Consider the following 20,084-nt stretch of genomic DNA (forward strand, 5'->3'; position numbering starts at 1 on the left):
TACTTAAAAGCTGGTCATAAAATTTCTGCTAAACTTCTATTGATAATAGTATCGTATTATATTTTTTTTGTTTTTCCATTTATTTTTATGAATAATAGAATGTATCCTATCGGAAGTTTGTTTGTTCTACAATTATTTTTACTTCCATTAATGTTATTCTATTTTGAAATGTGTTTCTTAATTAACAATCCATGGTCTTTACTAGATAAAATTTGTAAAATTATTTATATAGTTGCAATTATTAGTATGTTTTTTTGGCTTTTATGTTCAGTGTTTAAGGTGATTAGTCCTACTGGAACTGTTACAACTGACTGGGGGCCCAAGAGACAGATACCTTCATACTATGGTGTTTATTTTGAAACACAGCCTATTAATTTCGGATCCATCGATACTGTTAGAAACTCAGGAATTTACACAGAAAGTCCCATGTTTGCTTTTACTTTATCACTTTGCTATGGTTTTAGGGTTTTTATACAAAAAAAAAGTGCAAGAAGTAATATTCTTTTAATTTTATCCATGATTTCTACTATGACAAGTACATCTGTAATAATATTGCTGGGATCAGCATTGGTTGTCTTTTTAGAGAAGACTAAATTTAATAAAAAAATACAATTTTTAATAGGACCTTTGATATTAATAATAGTTATCTACTTGTTATGTTTAATAGCTTTGCAAAAAATCACTACGGGAGAATCGTTCAGTGTTAGGATGGACGATGTGCATGCTGCTTTTCTAGATTGGTTACAGAATCCACTTTTTGGAAATGGCATAGGTAATTTTGAAAGTTTAATAAATAAAATGAGCTCAGCAAGAACAGCGCTTCAAAGCCACCTTTATATTGGTTTTAGCAGTGGGTTTATGCAAATTTTAGCATTAGGGGGAATCTTTTTAGAATTGATATACACCATTCCTATATTTGCTTTTGGCATAGCAAATCACTCCAAATATGGATTTTATGGTTTTGTTTTTTCCGGTATGATTTTAATTTTGTTTTTTAATTTGATAATAAGTTTTGAATGGCTCTTTTTGATATTACTACCAATGCTATTTTCTTTTAGTATTTTTCATTTGGGCAAGCCAATAATAGATGATCAGGAGACTAATTATGGAATATAGAATGAAACCAAAAGAGTTATCTAAATTCATTAGATTTAGTGTCATAGTTATATCACTTTTAACTTTATTCGGAATACTAGTAACTTTTGGAATGAATGAGTACGTTTTTAAACCTAGATATAGTTCTTCCGTACAATTATTAGCTAAGCAAAGTAAGGAGAAGGCTGACAACTCGTTAAATAATTACCAAGCAACTATCCAAGCAATTATTACTTATAAAGATTTAGTCAAAAGTGATGATGTACTAGGACTGGCTTTGAAAAATTATAAAGTGGAGTCTGGAGAATCTTTGTCATTAAAACGGTTAACTCAAGAAGTATCCATAACAAATAATGAAAATTCTACTGTTTTTTCAGTAAATGTAGTAGATGATAGTTCACATAGGGCTTCTGATTTAGCAAATTTAGTTGCCAAATCTTTACAATATAGAGTTATGAAGTTAACTAACAACAATATTGTTATCGTGACTCATGCTTCAAATAAAGATACCCCTATTTATCCTAACAAAAAATTAAATATATTTATTGGCGCTATACTGGGGGCTTTAATTGGGTCGTTTGTTTCATTACTCTATTATTTGCTTAAGACTCGAAAAATACCCAGGAGGAGAAATAATGAGTAAAATATTGTTGAATTTTATATCCGGAATTAAGGGAGGTGGAGTTGAACAGTATTTACAGAATAATACTCCCGCAATAAAACGTGCAGGTATTACTTCCTATGTTGTTTATCAACATACACCAGATGCGCAATCATTAGATGCTTTGGAGCATAGTGGTTGTATATGCATCAGAATTCCTGAAAAAAAAAGTCATCCTTTAAAAAATGTTATTGAAAGTATAAAAATTATTAAGGCATTACATCCTGACATAGTTGAGTGCCATGAAGATCTCGCTAATGTTTTTCCTCTAATAGCATCTAGGATAGCTGGATCAAAAATACGCATCGCACATATTCACAGTAATGGTAGCGATTTTAAAGCTCCTAGAATAATTATTAAGTATATGAAGAAAGCTATATGTTTGTTGTCAACAGATTACATTGCTTGTAGTATAAATGCTGGCCGATATATTTTTGCAAATAGAAAATTTGAGGTTATTCCAAATGGAATAGAAGTTGGAAGATTCAAATTTTCAATTGCTGAAAGAAATTTATTGAGAAAAAAATATAACCTTGAAGGAAACCTTTTGATGGGAAGTATAGGGCGTCTTACTCTTGTCAAAAATCATCTTAGAATGTTTGAAATTTTAAAGGAAGCAAAACTTATAAATGAACATGTTAAGTTGGTAATTATTGGCAATGGTGAATTAGAAAGAACATTAAAAGAACAAATAAGCACAATGGGATTAGAAGATGATGTTTTGTTTTTAGGCTTTTTACGAAATGTTCACTATTTTTATTCCATGATTGATATACTACTTATCCCATCTTTTTATGAAGGTGGACCTATTACGTCAATTGAAGCCCAGGCAAGTGGGCTTCCAGTTTTGATGAGTACTACGGTAAATCAAGATTTGAAGATTTTGCCGACTACTAAGACAGAATCATTAAATTTACCAGCTGCTGAATGGTGTAAAATTGCTTTACATTTATGTCAGATGAAAAATAATAGAAGCTATGCAAATGTTGTCATGAAAAGAACAGAATATAATTTAGACAACTCCATACCAAAGCTTATTTCATATTACTTGGATTTATTAAAAAGGGGTTAACGGTTTTTATGTCAGAAAAAGTGTCCGTTGTGTTATCGACATATAATGGGGAAAAATATATAATTGATCAATTATCTTCCCTACTGAATCAAAGTTATAAGCCGGATGAAGTTATTATTCAAGATGATTGTTCAACAGATAATACAGCTATGTTAGCTAATGATTTTATTGAGGAACACCATTTAAATAATTGGAAAATTTTGATCAATTCAAAAAATCTTGGATGGAAAATAAGCTTTTGGAAAGCTTTGCATAAGGCACACAATGAAATTATATTTTTATGTGATCAAGATGATATATGGATGCCAAATAAGATCTGTGAAATGCGTACAGCATTGTTGTTTGATTTAAAAATTGAATTGTTAGCCTGTGACTATACCCCCTTTTACAATAAGAAGCTATCTGATATTAGCAGTTCAGAATTTTATGATATAGATGTAGAAAAAATTGATATGAAACATTTTCTCAAGGTTAATAGACCCGGCTGTAGTTTTGCCATTAGGAAATCCCTATTGCACAAAGCAGATTCTTTTTGGACTAGTCTGCAACCTCATGATTTTACACTATGGAATACTGGGCTCTTGTACAATTCAGCTTATTATTATCATAAAAGTTTAATGAATTGGAGAGTTCATAAAGATAGTGCTGATTATTCTTTAACTAGTAGGATGGATATTATTTTATTTCATCCTATAAAATTTGCTAATGAGATGTATGATCAAAAATTGGAATATTTACAATTTAATTTAGAATTTATGGAGAAGACTATTGGGATAATCCCAAGACAGTCTAATTGCTACGGGTACTATAATCTTTTCTCTAATCGTTTAGATTATTTGACAACATCAGATTATCATAAACTTTGGAGGTCATATAAAAAGTTTAAGTCTGAGTATACTTTAAAGGTAGTATTAACAGATGCTTTTTTAGTTGGGATTAGTAAGTACGTTCGGTAAGCAGTAAATAAGCGACCGTATTTCCTGCGGACATTAATGGTAGATTGCAAATTTAATTCGAATTTTTTGACAAATTGGTCAGCATAACCTGATAAGGTGTTTGCCAGTCAAGTATTTTAAGTGGTCTCTGATTAATTTCGAGTAGGGTGGTTTTCAAGCCTTGAGCACTAATGTGCTCAAATAAGCACCCTTAGGCTAAAAATAGCGTAAATTCCGATTAAATCGTTCATTACTGCCGCGCTCAGCTGGCGTATAAGCATGGCAGTAATAGGTCTTAATACCGTATTGTGCTTCAAGTGATACTAGACCGCTAAACTCAGTGCCACGGTCCACCGTAAAACTATGCACCGGGCCATTAAAAGTTGCTAGAAACTTATTTAGGGCTTCATTAACAGTTACTGCTGTCCGGTTTTTTAATCGGTAGGCCCAAAGGAAACGTGATTTGCGATCGATTAAGGTTAACAAAACTGCCTTACTATGCCCACGGGGCCAACAATTGTATCTAATTCAAAATCACCGATGCGATTACGTCGATTAACCACGATGGGTCGCTGTTCAATTGACCGTCCTAATGATTGATTATATTTAGAACGTTGGTCAAGGTTACGCCGTTGGCGCACGCCATGTTCAGGCAAATCATTTAAAGAAAACTCAATTTTCCCTTGATTTAACCAATTATAAATTGATTTAGTCGCTAGTTTAAATTCGTGAGCTATCATTTCTGGTGACCAACTTAGCCGTAAATGGTTTAAAATTATTTGCCTTAATTTGTCATTCAATTTAGTCTTTCGGCCACATCGTGACCGTTTGTATTCGGCATCTGTTTGGGCCACTTCGGCCTGGTAAGGTTCACATCGAGCTAATTCATAAGAAATTGTGGCAGGTGATCGTTTTAGGTAATCGCTCATTTGGATATTGGACAGGCCTAGTTCACAAAAGGTTTCGATTTTAATTCGTTCAGAATAGGTTATACTAGACAAAAGATCAGCTCCTAAAAGATGTGTTTGTGGTAAACACCATTTTAAGGGAAGCTGATCTTTTTTGTCCGAACAGCGTCGGATTAATTTTACAATCTACCTTTGGATTATTTTTTTCTAAATGGGTTATAAATATATTGAGAGGGTTGTATCATTACATTATCCCCAAAAAGGAGAATGATAATGGAATCCATAGCACTTCAGTTGAAACAAGCCAGACGAGAACGAAAACTCTCTCAAAATGACGTGGCGACCATCTTACATATTTCCCGCCAATCCATCTCTAAGTGGGAAAACGGGCGGGCGTATCCGGACATGGATAATTTAATTTTATTAAGTGATCTCTATCAAAAATCAATCGATGACCTAGTTCAAAACAATAAAGAACTTCGGCAACAAATTAAAACTAATGACCAAAAAATCAAAGAGGATCGGGCCAAGCTTGGTAAAATTAATACCGAGCTATATCAGAATAGAAATGAAGGCTTCATACTGCTGATTTTGGTTCTAGTATCTTCCCTAGTTGCTCCAGTAGGGGTAATAATTCCGTTATATGTTATTTTTTGTAAAAATTCAAAATATAATAGTTTCTACAAAATTATCATTTTAGTATCTTTGATTGTAATGATAATAAGCTTGATTAGTTGCTACGTTATTATTAGCGACAATTGGCTGGATAAAGGGATAACCGTTTATAGAATTGATTAGAAAATAACTGAATACTGATTTTATTAATTAAAATATAGGAGAAATTATGATAATTTTCTTTATTGTCTGTGTTGGTATTGCACTACTAGCTGCCTACGTAGGAATGTATGTAGGGCAGGGGTTTAACTTAACTTTTAATAAAACTCTATATTTAAAATATCTCGTCTTTTCCGGAATTTTTACTGCCATTCTTTACGTTATTGCTATGCTTATCTTTTTGCGACAGGTTCAACTTTAATGATAAGACGGGATAACTGAGCAAAAAAATTCTTTATATCGGTATTAGAGGGTTATCAAGTTTACTTTTATCTTTGTAGTTATTTGTATTGTAAGGGAGTTAATCAATGGATTCTGTGGCGTCTCAATTAAAACAGGCTAGAAAAACACGAAATTTATCGCAAAATGATGTGGCAACCATCTTACATATTTCCCGCCAGTCAATATCGAAGTGGGAAAATGGTCGTGCGTATCCGGATATGGACAACTTAATTTTATTAAGTGATCTCTACCAAAAATCAATCGATGAGTTAGTACAAAATAATGAAGAACTTCGGAAACAAATTAAAAATAATGACCAAAAAATTAAAGAAGATCGGGCCGAACTTGGCAAGATTAATACCGAGCTATATCAGAATAGAAATGAAGGTTTTATACTATTAATTTTGGTGCTTGCTTCGGCAATTGTCCCCCGGTAGGAATTATTTTGCCAATGTATGTAATGTGGCGAAACAATAGGTATAATGCGCTGCATAAAACTATTTATTTAGTCAGTGTCATTGTCATATTGATCAGCGCATGGGGAACGTATATTTTTCTTAGCGATAATTGGTTAGAACCTACCCACACTGAGGTTTATAGAATTGATTAGTGCTTAATATGCGAGCAAGGATACATTTAGTGTAGACTTATTTGCTTTTTTATTTGTCGACGGTTAATGCAAACTTAATTCGCAAACTTGCAATCGTTGGTTTGCAACTCAAAAAAGAGAACGTAGCAGTTTACATCGATTGATGTAAACTGCTACGTTCTCTTTTTAATTAATTAGATGAACTATGCTATTAATAATCTAACTTCAAGGAGCAATCACATGCTAGTCATTCAGAATCTAACCCTATCCACCCGCCAAGTTATTCTCCAAAATTTTAGCTATCAGTTTCAAAAGGGAAACTCGTATTTGATTTCTGCTACTAATGGTTCTGGTAAAACGACTTTCTTTCGTTCCCTGGTCAACTTAAAGGCGGTGGATCAGGGAACGGTTACTTTTGATCAAAACAAGTATCAATTCGAAGCAGCATCTGAATCATTTTTAAGATGAAACCACAAAAGTAAATTAACACTATCATATAAAGTGAGGTAAGCAAGAAAATATGAAGAAAAAACAAATTATTACAGCGATAGAGAGTTTTATTGCGGCTATATTAGCAATATACATTGTCCAATTAATAAATATTTTAAAACTGTCTCCGTTGATGAACTTTTTATCTGTAGTGGTAATCGGTGGATTGATGGGATACTTGCTTTATTACTTATTTGCCAAAATATTTAAGATATATTAGAGCAATCTATTGAAAAAATAGAATCTAATCAAAAATAATTAGGAGTAATGAAATTGAAAAAAATAATGAGATGAAAAAGACTATAGTATTAGATCTATTAGTTACCACCGTTTGGTTTCTGGTAGTAATCACCATATTGCTCAATAAATGGTTTCTCGTCTTGAACTTCAATCAAATCGGTATACGAGCTAGTCGTGCGCTTTTTATTGCCTGGAATGCAACTAGTTACTGGTCGGTAATGGCTGCAATCCACGGAAAAACTAATTGGTTGGAATGTTGTCGTGATATTGGAATGGTGACAGTGTTGTTTGGGATGTTGGTTTATTTTGTGCTGTAAATGTAAGAGTGGTAATGAGAAATGAAAGCAACATTAGCTGAAATAATTAATGCGGTAGAGATCATTATTGTATTATTGGTGGTAAGCACGATCATTAGAATGGGAATTGATTATTTTACTACCGGCCAGATATTGTGGAGATACTACCTAAAATTATTTACGAGGGAAACTATTTCGGTAGTCATATTTTTTGGTTTAATAGAATTGATTCAAATATGGTTTTATAAAAGAAAAGGCTGACAATTTTGTCAGCCCTTTTTATTTATCAGAGTTATTTATTGACTTTTACTGACTACAAATGTAGACTGTAGAAAAATACGATTTACAAATGTAAATGAAAAGAGGTACGGGCTAATGAATGAGCATAAGAATGATTCCCACGACATGCATATGGACCATTCTCAAATGGATCACTCCCACATGGATCATAGTCACATGAATCACGATCAGATGATGGACATGGGTGGCGGTCACCACGATCACGGTGGCGACGATATGATGATGCATGGTGATCACATGATGAACATGGGCAACTTGAAGCAAAAGTTTTGGGTGTCTTTAATTTTAACGATTCCGGTTATCATAATGAGTCCGATGATGGGGATGCGGTTACCATTTCAGATCACCTTTTTACCATGGTCTGATTATTTAGTAGCTATTATTGGGACGATTATTTTCTTCTACGGTGGTAAGCCTTTCTTTACTGGGGCTCGTGGTGAACTGAGTGAGAAGAAACCGGCTATGATGACCCTGATTACAATGGGGATTTCGGTAGCTTATCTCTATAGTATCTACGCCGTGATCGCCAATGATATTTTGCACGTGACACCGATGGTGACTGATTTCTTCTGGGAGTTAGCTACTTTAATTGACATTATGTTGCTTGGTCACTGGATCGAAATGGATACGGTGATGAATGCTGGTTCAGCGGTAGATAGCTTAGCAAAACTACTACCTGATAAAGCTCACAAGCTAGTTAATGGCAAGCCAGAAGATGTGGCGATCAAGGACTTACAAGTTGGTGATCAAGTTCAAGTTCGGGCCGGTGAACAGATTCCGGCCGATGGAAAGGTCATCAGCGGAACTACTAGCGTGAACGAATCCTTGGTTACTGGGGAAGCGCAACAGGTTACTAAACAACCGGCTGATGAAGTTGTTGGTGGTTCGGTGAACGGTGATGGAACCTTTGTTATGAAGGTTACTGGAACTGGTGAAACTGGGTATTTGGCTAAAGTGATGAATCTGGTCAACAGTGCTCAACAGCATAAATCCGCTAAGGAAAACATGGCGGACAAGGTGGCTGGCTACCTTTTCTACGCTGCGGTAACGGTGGCGTTGGTAGCCTTTGTGACTTGGCTATTAGTAGCTAATTTGGCGGTGGCGTTATCAGTGGCCGTGACCGTGTTAGTCATTGCCTGTCCTCACGCTTTAGGATTGGCGGTACCGCTGGTAATTGCTAGAACGACTTCGATTGCTGCCCAACACGGGTTGTTAATCCGAAATCGCAACGCAATGGAACAGGTTAATCACATTAATTATGCTTTAATGGATAAAACCGGAACCCTTACTGAGGGTGACTTTAAGGTTAACAAATACGATACGGTTTCTGCTAATTTGAGCGCTGACCAAGTCTTAACCATTATGGCTAGCTTAGAAGACGGTTCTAGCCATCCCCTGGCTCGCGGAATTTTGACCGCTGCTAAGGAACAAAAACTGAACTGGTCCGCCGCCACTAACGTTCAGCAACTAACCGGAGCTGGATTAAGTGGAGAAGTGGATGGCAAGCAGTATACTTTGGTATCAGCTGCTTACTTGGACAAACAAAAATTACAGTATGATAAGCAACAATTTGATCAATTAGCTAGTGCCGGCAATTCGATTAGTTACCTCATTAGCGGTGATCAAGTATTAGGTTTTGTGGCGCAAGGGGATCAGATTAAACCAAACGCTAAGCATCTAATTGATAGCTTGTTAGCTCAACACATTACGCCGGTGATGTTGACTGGTGATAATGAACAAAGCGCCCAAAACGTTGCTAAGCAATTAGGTATCACCGAAGTAAAGGCTCAACTACGACCAGAAGATAAAGAAAAAGTCGTGGCTCAGTACCAAAGTGCCGGTAACCACGTCATCATGATTGGAGATGGGGTCAACGACGCCCCTAGTTTGGCTCGCGCCGATATTGGAATAGCGATGGGAGCTGGAACTAACGTGGCGATTGATTCAGCTGATATTGTGTTAGTCAAAAGTGATCCAAACGACGTCGTGGCGTTCTTAGATCTAGCTCGTAGATCAACTCGCAAGATGACTGAAAACCTTTGGTGGGGAGCTGGTTACAACATTATTACCATTCCACTAGCTGCCGGCATTTTAGCACCCATTGGTTTCATGTTGAACCCAATGGTCGGAGCGGCCATTATGTCACTAAGTACCATTATTGTGGCGATTAACGCCCTCAGTTTAAAAGTTTAATTTTAAATCCCAGTCAATTTTGGCTGGGATTTTTTGATTGAATAGAATTTGTAATTTAGCCTTAAATTTATTTTCAAAAAATTGATTAAAAGCTGTCATATCACTACTTGAACGATTGAGTCTATTTGCAAAACGAGTTGATAATTGATAACATAGTAATGTTTTAATATGGGATAATTGGGGTGTTTTTGTGAAGAAGAGAATACAGTGGGTGGACATAGCTAAGGGAATTGGTATTATTGCTGTTGTTATTAGTCATGCTATTCATCCAATAGATACGCATTTCTATGATGTTAGTTTTACAGTTCTTTATTGGTGGCACATGCCATTGTTCTTTATTACCGGGGGCTTCTTTTTAAAACCAATAGTAACTAATTGGGAAGGTATTTGGGGATTTTTTAAGAAAAAAGTCTGGCCCAATATTGTTATATATTTTGTAGCTGGGACGTTCTTGATTTTAGCTAGTCACTATTTAGATGGATCTACTTGGGCTTATACTCGTGATTATTTTATTCGACTGATTTATGGTGGAAGATCGTTAAACGGTAATCTAACTGTATTTTGGTTCATTACTGTTTATACAGGTTCTTTGGTTACTACTACTGCCATTATCTCTTGGATCAAAAATGTGCCAACACAATTCATAGTGGCATTTTCTATGTTTGCGGTAGGTGTAAGTTATGATCATTGGGATTTGATAGAATTTAAAGGATTGGATATGGATATAGTACTAATTACTACATTCTATATGTTAGTAGGTCATTATGTATTCAAATACCTAAAAAATATGACTTGGCATTACTCACTAGGATTAGCCATCATGGGTCTTTATTTATTTCTTATTTACCTTTCATATAATGGTCACTTTCTGTTTAGAATGTTCCTTAAAGCACATACATTTAGTAATACATACTTGTTAATGTATCTGCCATTGATTTTGTGCTTTGGAATTTTTGTTATTTGTATTTGGATGGAACAAACTAATTTATTCGGCTGGCTAAGTATAGTTGGGAATCATTCAATGATTATCATGTATTTGCATCGCTTAATGTTTGACTTTTTTGGTCGTTTTATCATTTTCCAAAGTTGGGAGAGCCAAGTTCTTTTGGGAATTTTAGTACCATTGATTATTGGATTAGTATATGACCAAATTAAACGACGATTAGCTAAACGTAAGCACCCTATAGCTGACTAAAATTTAAGGGGAAAAATTATGAATTTCGTTATTAATACGCCGTTGAGTTCATTAACGACTAATAAAGATTTAACAGTTTACATAAACCAGTTAGCGGCTCAAAAACAACCTGTTGTTTTGCGGTTAGAAGTAGATGCTGACCAGGTTGCTAATGTGAAGAGTATTACAGAAAATGCTGCTATTTCAGTGGAAGTTGTAGTTGCAGGCCAATCCAGTCCTATTAATGGTGACTACCTATTGAATTTGCGCATCACTGACAAACTGTTTCCAGGAGCATTAGCTCAATTAGCGGCTGTGTTATCCGCTCACCCAACTGATTTTGTTACCAGCTACTTTTTGAAAGCTGATCAAAATTTAGGACACAGTTTAACGGATTTCTTTACCGATCAATATAATCTTGGTCGGTTAACCAGTCTGCCTCCCGTTCAGGAAGCAGGATTAGTTGATAAGCCGCTTTCTACGTGGTCCTTGGCTGATAAACTAGCTATGTTACCGGTATTTCAACGTTACTTAGTTTTTACTAAAAATGATCGATTCTTAGAATTAGATAATCGTTTATGGCCTTTTGGTAATGCTTTAAAAATAAGTTCTCTTAATTTTAATTTACCGCTAACTAGCGTATCTCAACAAATACACGTTTTGCAGAATACAGAAGATGTAATTTTTTTAGGAGCTCCAATTTTAGCTAGTGATAGACGAATAATTGATCCTCAAAATAGAATTAATGAACTATTGGCTGCTATTAAGGTTTCTCAAACAATTGCTTTTAAAGAGCAGTATCATCCCTATGTTATTCACGAATTACAGGTTGCTGTGGAATCTCCGGCGTTTAAGGCGCTCACTAGTGAATTGCAAAATAAGTTAAAAAAACAAATTAAAACTGATTTATCCGCTACTGATGGTTATTCGGCAAGTGAAGTAAAGTGAGGTTAAGTATCTAACATGAAGTACAGCATAATAACTCCCGTTAAAACAGCTGATATATCTAAACTTCCGTTGCTTAAAGCTAATTTAGATAAGCAAGGAACTAATGATATTGAATGGCTACTTGTCGGTAACCAAGAACTAGTTAACACTCAATTTGATTGGCACAGTGACTATCCCATTCGATTTATTAACAGTACTAAAGATACCGTTGGAGGATCTCGTAATGTTGGACTAGACAACGCAACGGGTGATTACTTAGTGTTTGTGGATGCTGATGATTTTTTGGTACCTGATACACTAGCTAAGTATTTACCGGTGGTAGAACAGGTACAACTCTTAAATTTACATCAATATCCAACTTATGAACCCGTCAGTTCATTTTTGACTAGCATTACGTCTAACGAAGCTAATGATAACTTACCCGACTGGGGGGGAAGAGGACGTAAAAATCATATTAATTGGCATCAACTGAATCTGTTAAACGATAATCAAATTACTGTAGAAGACTCAAAGATTGCTGCTAGTAAAAATTATCAACAATGGCTAACTAATAAGTACACAATTTTTAATCAGGACAATTGGGATTATGCAATCCATAATTTTTTACCAGTTGCTGGGAATGTAGTATCTCGCAAATTAGTAGTAGATACCAATTCACGATTCGATGAAGATAATCAACAATATGGCGATTATCGATTTACATTGTCAATCTTAGATCATTGCCAAACTATTGCTCAACTTGTTCGACGAACATACATTAAGGAACGGCATAATGATCCTATTAATGACCCGTCGGTAACTCAAGCTTCTTTTGCAGAAAATTGGCAAAATTGGTTAACCGCACTAACCAGTGAAACTCCTAAGTTAACTTCGCCCAAATTGAAGATAGCAGTTAATGGCTATGCATTACGGCGAATTCACCGTTTCTTCTATAAGGGAGTTGTTAGCGAAACTACAGCTGAAGAGCAATCAGAAATTCTTGCAAACTTAACTACGTATTTGCAAACTGTTCCTGAATCGGCTACCCGTAACTTGGGGAGAACTAGTCGTAATATTTTGAAAAAGGTACGGACTGGTAATAACTCTTCGGCTTATCGTCAAATTAAGCGAGTAGTTTCTTTGCGTTATTTGAAAAGAGCAGTCTTAAAGCATGGTAGAGGTCTTCCTCGGGCCATGTATCAAACCATCTTTACTAAATTACCAGTTAAAAAGAATTTAGTAATTTACGAATCATTTTTAGGACGTAACTATTCTGATAGTCCTAAATATATTTATGAGTATCTACGCAAAAACTTTCCAGGCCAATACAAGCACGTTTGGATTGTTGCTAAGGGAGCGGATGTTAATATTCCAAAGCATAAAGATACCATAACAGTTCGACGATTTAGCTTTAGATACATGTACTATATGGCTGTTTCTAACTATCAGGTTATTAACATGCGCCAACCACAATGGTTCCAAAAACGACCTGGTACTAAATTTTTGTCAACTTGGCATGGTACACCTCTAAAACATTTAGTTTTTGATATGGATAATGTTGCATCAGCTAACCCAATGTATAAGCAAATATTTTATAAACAATCTCGCCAATGGGATTACTTGGTAACTGCTAACCAATTTTCTGTTGATGTGTTCAAACATGCCTTTATGTATCCGGAATATAAGATGATTAAATCGGGGTATCCTCGAAATGACATCTTAAATGCTCCAGACAAAGATGAACGACAAGCGCAAATTAAAGCCAAATTGCATATACCAGCCGATAAAAAAGTGATCTTATATGCTCCAACTTGGCGTGATGACGAGTATTATGGAGTAGGACAGTATAAGTTTGATTTGAAATTAGATATTTTACGATTGAAACGAGAACTAGGGGATAACTATGTGTTAGTTTTACGAACTCACTATTTTATTGCCGATCATTTAGATACTTCGGGATTTGGTGATTTTGTTTTCAATGAATCTAGTTATGATGACATCGCAGAACTATATTTAATTTCAGATATGCTAATTACAGACTATTCTAGTGTGTTCTTTGATTATGCAGTCTTAAAACGACCAATTCTTTATTTTGTTTATGATTATGAAAAGTATGCTAGTGTTTTGCGGGGATTCTATCTAAATATGGATAAGGATTTACCAGGACCGTTGCTGAAAACTAATGATGAAGTTATTGAAGCCATCAAAAATATTGATAATGTGACGGCTGAATATCATGATCGTTACCAAGCTTTCAGTAACAGATTCAACAATTGGGAAGATGGACATGCTACTGAACGAGTAGTGAACACAGTATTTTTAGATCAACCTATGCCTAAGCGCTAAGTTGATGATTGGAAATGAAAGGTGAAATCTGTTAGTAATGAATAACGAAAAATTATTGAGCGTTATCGTCACGTATACCAACGGTTCGACCGAATTAAAAGAGTCGCTGAACTCATTATTAGAAACTAAATTTCCCCAAGAGAGTTTTGAAATAATTTTGGTGAATGATCAAAGTGATGAATTAGCGACAGAAATAATTGCTGATTACGAACCACAGTTTGAAAATTTTAAAACTATTTTGGCTCCAGTGGGAGAAATCAGTGAATATCGAACTGCTGGACTAAAGCAAGCAACCGGAACGTATGTTGTTTTCATGGATAGTCGTGATCAAACCCCTAAGTGGGCGTTCACGAACTTAGTGCAAACCGCGCTCGATCATGATTCCGATATGGTTGTGGGATACACTAAGCAATTTGATGCAGATGGTAATATTGACGTATTTCCAAACCAATTAGGAGTTAGTGATACTCGTTTTGAGACTACATTAACTAAAACTCCTAATTTGATTTACGATACTTTGATTAATAATAAACTTTATCGAAGAGAATTTTTAGCTAACAACAGTATTCAATTTACTTCTGAATCTGTTGACACAGATATGAGCTTCACTCTAGCAGCTCATTTGGCTTCTGAAAACACTTCCGTAATTACTAAAACAAGTTACCTTTGGCGGGCGCGAGAAATTCATGATTACAATGGCCCGGACCGAGGAGAATTTAGCGATTTTGAAGCTAAAACTGCTAAACTCAATATTTGTCGGACAATTTTAATTGATAACGGAGTAACTGAAGATTCAGAACTATACGCTACATTCATTCATAAAGTGGTTAGTTTGGATCTGCCAATCTTCTTTACAGATGTTGCTGATACGGCAGAAAACTTTCAATACCATATCCAAGAACTTATTTACGGTTTCTTACGTGATTGGAACTTGTGGGGATCTGAAGCTTTAAAGAAGGTAGACTTAAAAACTCAACTTCAATACTGGGCGATTGCACATGGTAATTTGAATTTGCTAAAGCAATATTCATATGCTAAACGAGTTTATCAAATTAAAGAACATGCTGGACGACACTATCAATTAAGTATCCCAGGCACCGATCAAAAAATTGTTGATCAGTTGGATCCAAGCGATAATGTTTTACCAGTGGTACAGCATTTAAGTTCATTAAAATTAGACAAGGAAACTGATATTGTCAACGGAAAAGGGTATTTTCGAATTAAGCAAATGCCATTGACCAAGCGACCATTTTCTAATAATAATTTTAACGAACAAATTTCAGCCGAATTGATCAACATTGTTAATCACGCAGTTTATCCTATCCATTTTGTTCGAGATACAACTCCTATTCACAAACGGATTTTTAAATCTCATTCTCCTTGGACACATGCTCGTTATGCATTTTCTATTGACTTGAATGATGCTACTAAGCAATTAGGACAAGGTATTTGGAAAATTAGAGTAACAAACGAAGTTGCGGGGCAATACAAGGTGGATGCATTTATTGATCAACCAGGTAAAAAAGCCGGCAAATTTAAGATGAAATTTGTTCAAGGTAATAACGTGGTAACCGCGCTTTATAATACTCAAGATGCTTTAAGTTTTGTGTGTGCAACTAAAGAAGCCCGTTCTACTTTTTGGATTAAAAATGCCAGAGAAGAAGACGATGAATTAGTTTTTGATACTAACTTAAACGCCGCAGAAGAGCGAGCAATTATTGATTTAGGTTCAGACGAATTAGCTCCGGTAGTGGGAAGAGTTGATTCTGGTACGGTTCGCTTTGATTTAAGCACAGTGCCTAATGATTTATTAGGTTCGTCACTGAAATTGTTAGTACAAAATTTAACCACTAATTATGACCGCACATATTTGTATGATTACCAAAAACCAGCTGATACGTTTAATGTGGATAAGCGCATGATAAACGTTAACTACGCATCAACTCGTCGGTTATTAGTGTCTGTTAACTATCCAGCTGTAACAGTTACTAGTGATAAATTTGCTGATAATCAACTAAAAGAAAACTTGGAATTATTAAAACCAACTGCAAACTATGATTTGAATAAGTCACGATTAATTTTGGTCAGTGGTAGTAAAAAACGACGAAATATTTTTGCTTTGACAGATATCTTAGGAACTAAACCTAAGGACAGCAAACAATTAAACATTGTTTTACCACTTCAATACGACGATGGTCGATTAGAAATTTTATCTGGTAATTACAACTATACTTTGGAATTATTTGACCAAAATTTGCAAGCATACCGTCGATTTAGTGTTATCGATAAAAAATATCGTGATCCTGTTAAATCAGTTGATAATCCTAAATTCAATAATAAAATTTCTCTTACTAATGGCAAAGTAGCTCAGTTTACTCTTGCTAGCGCTAAAGATAACTCACATGAACTGCGGGTTCGACAACCATATGCTGGTTGGTTTAACCTTGGTAAGGGACGACGAGCAGTCAACTATACGTTAATTTATCCATTAATGCGACTATTACCGCTTAATAAACGTTTAATGGTCTTTGATGCCCATAGTGCGAATGTTGACTATAATGGTAATAATAAAGCTATTTATGAATACGTTGCTGAACACCACCCAGAAATTAAGCCGGTCTGGATTTTTAGTAATGACCAAGAGGATGTCCCACTGGGAGCTGAAGTGGTTCGAACTAATACCCTTAAATATTGGTATTACTTGGCTGTAGGTAAGTATTTTGTTCAAAGTACCAATCTAACTAACCAGTACTACAAACGTAAGGGACAAATCGAAGTAGAAACTTTGCGAGGAACTTTCCTTCGTGAAATGGGCTTTGACGCTCCTAAATATCGAACTGCTACTGCTAAAATTCAATTAGATTTTGCTGATCGAATTCGGCGCTGGGATTATATGGTAGTTCCATCTGATTATATGGAATTAGTGGCTTCTAAAGCGTTTGATTACGATCGCACCGTATTGAAAACCGGGTTTCCGAAAAATGACGAACTAGTGCGTGCTAATCGCGATCCACATCGCCAAGATGCACTCAAAACGCAATTGAAATTACCATTAGATAAAAAAGTGGTCTTGTATACACCGCTAAAACGAGGTAGTAAAAACAGTGATCTAGCATTAGATTTAGATTTAATGCGGCAACAATTAGGTGATGATTACGTAGTGTTACTTTACCTCGATAAGTACTTGGCTTATTCACTTGATTTGAGTCAGTACGAAGGGTTTGCCTATGACGTTAGTGATTATCCTGAAATTAACGACTTATTCCTGGTTAGTGACGCATTATTAACGGATTACGATGACAGTATGTTTGACTATGCTTATCTAAATCGTCCAATGATTTTCTTTGCTTATGATGAAGAAGAATTTTTAAAGGACAGTCCACGGCAAACTTACTTTGATTATGACAGTCAAATGCCAGGACCAATTGTTTCTGATACGGCTGCTGTGGCTACGGCTATTCAAAATTTGGATACGATTCAGCAACAGTATGCTGATCAATTAACTGAATTTGCAAATCGTTTTGCGCAATATGGCCGAGATGGTGAAGCTACTAAGACAGTTGTTGAGACAATGTTAAATGCTAATGCTAAGGAACTAGATCAAGAACCACCTACAGCAGTTATTTGGGATAAGTTCTGGCATTTCTTTAAGATTAAGGATTTTCAATCTAATTTACTCAATTACTTAGGACGGGTATTGCCTAAGAAGAATATCATCATCTTTGAAAGTTTCTTCGGTCGTCAATTCTCCGATAATCCTAAGGCCCTATACGAGTATATTAAGAAAAACTATCCACAATATAAGTTGTATTGGAACGTTAGAGAAGATTTAATTCCTTACTTCCAAGAACATAAAATTCCGTATACAGTTCGTTTTGGCTATAAAGGTTTGTTAAAACAAGCTCAGGCCAAGTACTTTATTACTAACACTCGGCGACCATTTAGATGGGACAAGCCTCAAGGGACTACATTGCTACAAACTTGGCATGGTACCCCACTTAAAACCATCGGAACTGACGTTCAGTTAGTGACTATGCCAGTTCACGATCCAGGCAAATATCATCAACAAGTGGTTCGAGATTCTAGTCGTTGGGATTATTTGATTGCGCCGAATAAATACTCGGCTGACATTATGAGTCGGGCGTTTAGAAAAGACACCAACCAAATGATGCTAACCGGTTATCCCCGTAACGATATCTTAGTTAACTACACGCAAGAAGATATTGCGCGGATTAAGGGTGACTTAGGGATTGATCCGAATAAAAAATTAGTGCTGTATGCCCCAACTTGGCGAGACGATGAGTTTGTTAAAGCCCATGAGTTTACCGCCCAATTAAGGTTAGATTTGGCAGAACTGCAAGCTCGCTTTGGCAGTGACGTGACCTTCTTGATTCGGACCCACTACATGATCGCTAATTCCCTGGATTTAACCCAGTTTACTAACGCGGTCAACGTCAGTGATTACCAAGATATTAGTGAGTTATACCTAATTAGTGACGTCTTAATTACCGACTATTCTTCCGTAATGTTTGATTATTCGATTTTACGGCGGCCAATCATTTTCTACACTTATGATTTGGAACAATACGCAGGTACTATCCGAGGATTTTACTTTGACTTTACCGAAGCAGCTCCTGGTAAGCTAGTAAAAACGACTACTGAGGTGGGAGACGAACTAGCCGATATCTTTACGAACGGTTGGCAACCAGATCAACAGTACATTAACTTTACCGAACGGTTCGATGAATGGATGGATGGTAAAGCTAGTGAACGAGTGGTTAATGAACTGTTAGCTAGAGATAACATGAAGACCGTTCCCGTGAAGGGGGATTTATCCTCATTAGGGATTGGTGAGCAACAAATCGAACTGCGCGATGCAGCTGCTATTTGGGCTTCTAATAAAGATTTCACTAGCAACGAAGATGTTTCGTTCGTTCAATATTACGATAAGCTGGATAAACCATTGCCGGTTGAGGCGTTGGAAGGCCAGTTAATTAAATCAACCCACACTGATGTTTTGATGCAAACTTACATCAAAGTAAAAGTGACGACGCCTAACCGCGATATTATTGGTTGGGTTAGTCGCGATGACGTGATGTAAACTTTTCAACAATGACCCCCAGCGATTGCTGGGGGTTTTTAGTTGGCTAGCAAAATTAAATTATTTCTACTATACTCAAAGTAACTAATTTGATAGAAACGGTGGTAAAACGATGAAAACTTTAATCATTGCCAGTCAAAACGCCCATAAAGTGGCTGAATACCAACAAATGCTAAAGGGTTTGGATGTTGAGGTGAAATCCCTGGCCGATTTTGACAAAGTCCCAGCAATTGATGAAAATGGAACGACTTTTTCAGAAAATGCTCATATTAAGGCGCAAGCAATTGCTAAACACTTTCAGTTGCCTGTAATCGCTGATGACTCTGGCTTGATGGTTGCGGCATTAAATAACGAACCGGGAGTTCATTCAGCTCGCTATGCTGGCGATCACGATGATGAAGCTAACCGGCAAAAAGTATTGGCGGGCCTAAAGGATAAAACAGACCGGTCAGCAGTGTTTCACACCACGATTGTGGCGCTCAAACCCACTGGAGAAGAATTGGAAACTATCGGTGAAGTCCCCGGCCAAATTTTGCCAGAAAAACGTGGTTCTGAAGCGTTTGGCTATGATTGTATCTTTATGCCAGACGGTTACGACAAAAGCTTTGGTGAGATGACAGAGGCCGAAAAAGACGCAATTAGCCATCGTGGCCGAGCATTGGAGCAATTACTGCAACAATTTGATGAATGGTGGTAAAAATT

Annotated in this window: 15 protein-coding genes and 1 pseudogene; 15 read left to right on the forward strand and 1 reads right to left on the reverse strand. The window is 36.0% G+C overall.

Features of this window, described 5'->3' with window-relative positions; all coding sequences use genetic code 11:
- Nucleotides 1–99 precede the first annotated feature (99 nt).
- Genes OXT66_RS01590 through OXT66_RS01605 form a run of 4 tightly spaced genes read left to right on the forward strand, consistent with a single transcriptional unit; the run spans nt 100 to nt 3,784 of the window.
- Complete coding sequence (locus tag OXT66_RS01590; RefSeq protein ID WP_268595319.1) at nt 100–1,116, forward strand: hypothetical protein; 1,017 nt, start codon at nt 100–102, stop codon at nt 1,114–1,116.
- Entirely contained in the window at nt 1,106–1,738 is a 633-nt protein-coding gene (locus OXT66_RS01595) for a YveK family protein (protein WP_268595320.1), read from the forward strand. The genes OXT66_RS01590 and OXT66_RS01595 overlap by 11 nt, the downstream gene beginning before the upstream one ends.
- Nucleotides 1,731–2,828 carry a glycosyltransferase gene (locus OXT66_RS01600; RefSeq protein ID WP_268595321.1) on the forward strand — a complete coding sequence of 366 codons (1,098 nt, stop codon included), beginning with the start codon at nt 1,731–1,733 and terminating at the stop codon, nt 2,826–2,828. Before OXT66_RS01595 ends, OXT66_RS01600 begins: the two co-directional genes overlap by 8 nt.
- A gap of 8 nt (nt 2,829–2,836) precedes the next feature.
- A complete protein-coding gene (locus OXT66_RS01605; protein WP_268595322.1) occupies nt 2,837–3,784 on the forward strand; it encodes a glycosyltransferase in 948 nt (315 codons plus the stop codon).
- Nucleotides 3,785–3,836: 52 nt separating this feature from the next.
- Here OXT66_RS01605 and OXT66_RS01610 read toward each other — a convergent pair.
- Nucleotides 3,837–4,764, reverse strand: a pseudogene (locus tag OXT66_RS01610) (IS30 family transposase).
- A gap of 180 nt (nt 4,765–4,944) precedes the next feature.
- Between OXT66_RS01610 and OXT66_RS01615 the strand changes: the two are divergent.
- The 11 genes from OXT66_RS01615 (at nt 4,945) to rdgB (ending at nt 20,079) form a co-directional block, all read left to right on the forward strand.
- Nucleotides 4,945–5,469, forward strand: coding sequence for a helix-turn-helix domain-containing protein (locus OXT66_RS01615; protein WP_268595323.1), 525 nt, complete (start codon nt 4,945–4,947; stop codon nt 5,467–5,469).
- A gap of 46 nt (nt 5,470–5,515) precedes the next feature.
- Nucleotides 5,516–5,707: a hypothetical protein gene (locus OXT66_RS01620; RefSeq protein WP_268595324.1), complete on the forward strand. Its 192-nt coding sequence runs from the start codon at nt 5,516–5,518 to the stop codon at nt 5,705–5,707.
- A gap of 106 nt (nt 5,708–5,813) precedes the next feature.
- The gene (locus OXT66_RS01625; protein WP_268595325.1) at nt 5,814–6,164 is read left to right on the forward strand and encodes a helix-turn-helix domain-containing protein; all 351 of its coding nucleotides are present in this window, start codon (nt 5,814–5,816) and stop codon (nt 6,162–6,164) included.
- 392 nt (nt 6,165–6,556) lie between these two features.
- Nucleotides 6,557–6,784 (forward strand): ABC transporter ATP-binding protein, encoded by a 228-nt coding sequence (locus tag OXT66_RS01630; protein WP_268595326.1) that lies wholly within the window; start codon nt 6,557–6,559, stop codon nt 6,782–6,784.
- 311 nt (nt 6,785–7,095) lie between these two features.
- Nucleotides 7,096–7,362: a hypothetical protein gene (locus OXT66_RS01635; RefSeq protein ID WP_268595327.1), complete on the forward strand. Its 267-nt coding sequence runs from the start codon at nt 7,096–7,098 to the stop codon at nt 7,360–7,362.
- Between the two features lie 405 nt (nt 7,363–7,767).
- Entirely contained in the window at nt 7,768–9,834 is a 2,067-nt protein-coding gene (locus OXT66_RS01640; RefSeq protein ID WP_419146371.1) for a heavy metal translocating P-type ATPase, read from the forward strand.
- A 190-nt stretch (nt 9,835–10,024) separates the two neighbouring features.
- On the forward strand, nt 10,025–11,029 hold the full coding sequence (locus OXT66_RS01645) for an acyltransferase family protein (protein WP_268595328.1): 1,005 nt from the start codon (nt 10,025–10,027) through the stop codon (nt 11,027–11,029).
- An 18-nt stretch (nt 11,030–11,047) separates the two neighbouring features.
- Nucleotides 11,048–11,956: a hypothetical protein gene (locus OXT66_RS01650; protein WP_268595329.1), complete on the forward strand. Its 909-nt coding sequence runs from the start codon at nt 11,048–11,050 to the stop codon at nt 11,954–11,956.
- Between the two features lie 15 nt (nt 11,957–11,971).
- The gene (locus tag OXT66_RS01655) at nt 11,972–14,281 is read left to right on the forward strand and encodes a bifunctional glycosyltransferase family 2 protein/CDP-glycerol:glycerophosphate glycerophosphotransferase (RefSeq protein ID WP_268595330.1); all 2,310 of its coding nucleotides are present in this window, start codon (nt 11,972–11,974) and stop codon (nt 14,279–14,281) included.
- Nucleotides 14,282–14,318: 37 nt separating this feature from the next.
- Complete coding sequence (locus tag OXT66_RS01660; protein WP_268595331.1) at nt 14,319–19,382, forward strand: bifunctional glycosyltransferase/CDP-glycerol:glycerophosphate glycerophosphotransferase; 5,064 nt, start codon at nt 14,319–14,321, stop codon at nt 19,380–19,382.
- Nucleotides 19,383–19,494: 112 nt separating this feature from the next.
- A complete protein-coding gene (rdgB, locus tag OXT66_RS01665) occupies nt 19,495–20,079 on the forward strand; it encodes an RdgB/HAM1 family non-canonical purine NTP pyrophosphatase (RefSeq protein WP_268595332.1) in 585 nt (194 codons plus the stop codon).
- Nucleotides 20,080–20,084 lie beyond the last annotated feature (5 nt).

It is taken from the genome of Lentilactobacillus senioris (assembly GCF_026798195.1).
Lineage (GTDB): Bacteria > Bacillota > Bacilli > Lactobacillales > Lactobacillaceae > Lentilactobacillus > Lentilactobacillus senioris_A.

Excerpts from the sequence above, each read along its gene's own strand:
- OXT66_RS01590 (WP_268595319.1), top strand. The coding sequence starts at position 100 with ATGTATCCTATCGGAAGTTTGTTTGTTCTACAATTATTTTTACTTCCA.
- OXT66_RS01595 (WP_268595320.1), top strand. The coding sequence starts at position 1,106 with ATGGAATATAGAATGAAACCAAAAGAGTTATCTAAATTCATTAGATTT.
- OXT66_RS01600 (WP_268595321.1), top strand. The coding sequence starts at position 1,731 with ATGAGTAAAATATTGTTGAATTTTATATCCGGAATTAAGGGAGGTGGA.
- OXT66_RS01605 (WP_268595322.1), top strand. The coding sequence starts at position 2,837 with ATGTCAGAAAAAGTGTCCGTTGTGTTATCGACATATAATGGGGAAAAA.
- OXT66_RS01615 (WP_268595323.1), top strand. The coding sequence starts at position 4,945 with ATGGAATCCATAGCACTTCAGTTGAAACAAGCCAGACGAGAACGAAAA.
- OXT66_RS01620 (WP_268595324.1), top strand. The coding sequence starts at position 5,516 with ATGATAATTTTCTTTATTGTCTGTGTTGGTATTGCACTACTAGCTGCC.
- OXT66_RS01625 (WP_268595325.1), top strand. The coding sequence starts at position 5,814 with ATGGATTCTGTGGCGTCTCAATTAAAACAGGCTAGAAAAACACGAAAT.
- OXT66_RS01630 (WP_268595326.1), top strand. The coding sequence starts at position 6,557 with ATGCTAGTCATTCAGAATCTAACCCTATCCACCCGCCAAGTTATTCTC.
- OXT66_RS01635 (WP_268595327.1), top strand. The coding sequence starts at position 7,096 with ATGAAAAAGACTATAGTATTAGATCTATTAGTTACCACCGTTTGGTTT.
- OXT66_RS01640 (WP_419146371.1), top strand. The coding sequence starts at position 7,768 with ATGGATCACTCCCACATGGATCATAGTCACATGAATCACGATCAGATG.
- OXT66_RS01650 (WP_268595329.1), top strand. The coding sequence starts at position 11,048 with ATGAATTTCGTTATTAATACGCCGTTGAGTTCATTAACGACTAATAAA.
- OXT66_RS01655 (WP_268595330.1), top strand. The coding sequence starts at position 11,972 with ATGAAGTACAGCATAATAACTCCCGTTAAAACAGCTGATATATCTAAA.
- OXT66_RS01660 (WP_268595331.1), top strand. The coding sequence starts at position 14,319 with ATGAATAACGAAAAATTATTGAGCGTTATCGTCACGTATACCAACGGT.
- rdgB (WP_268595332.1), top strand. The coding sequence starts at position 19,495 with ATGAAAACTTTAATCATTGCCAGTCAAAACGCCCATAAAGTGGCTGAA.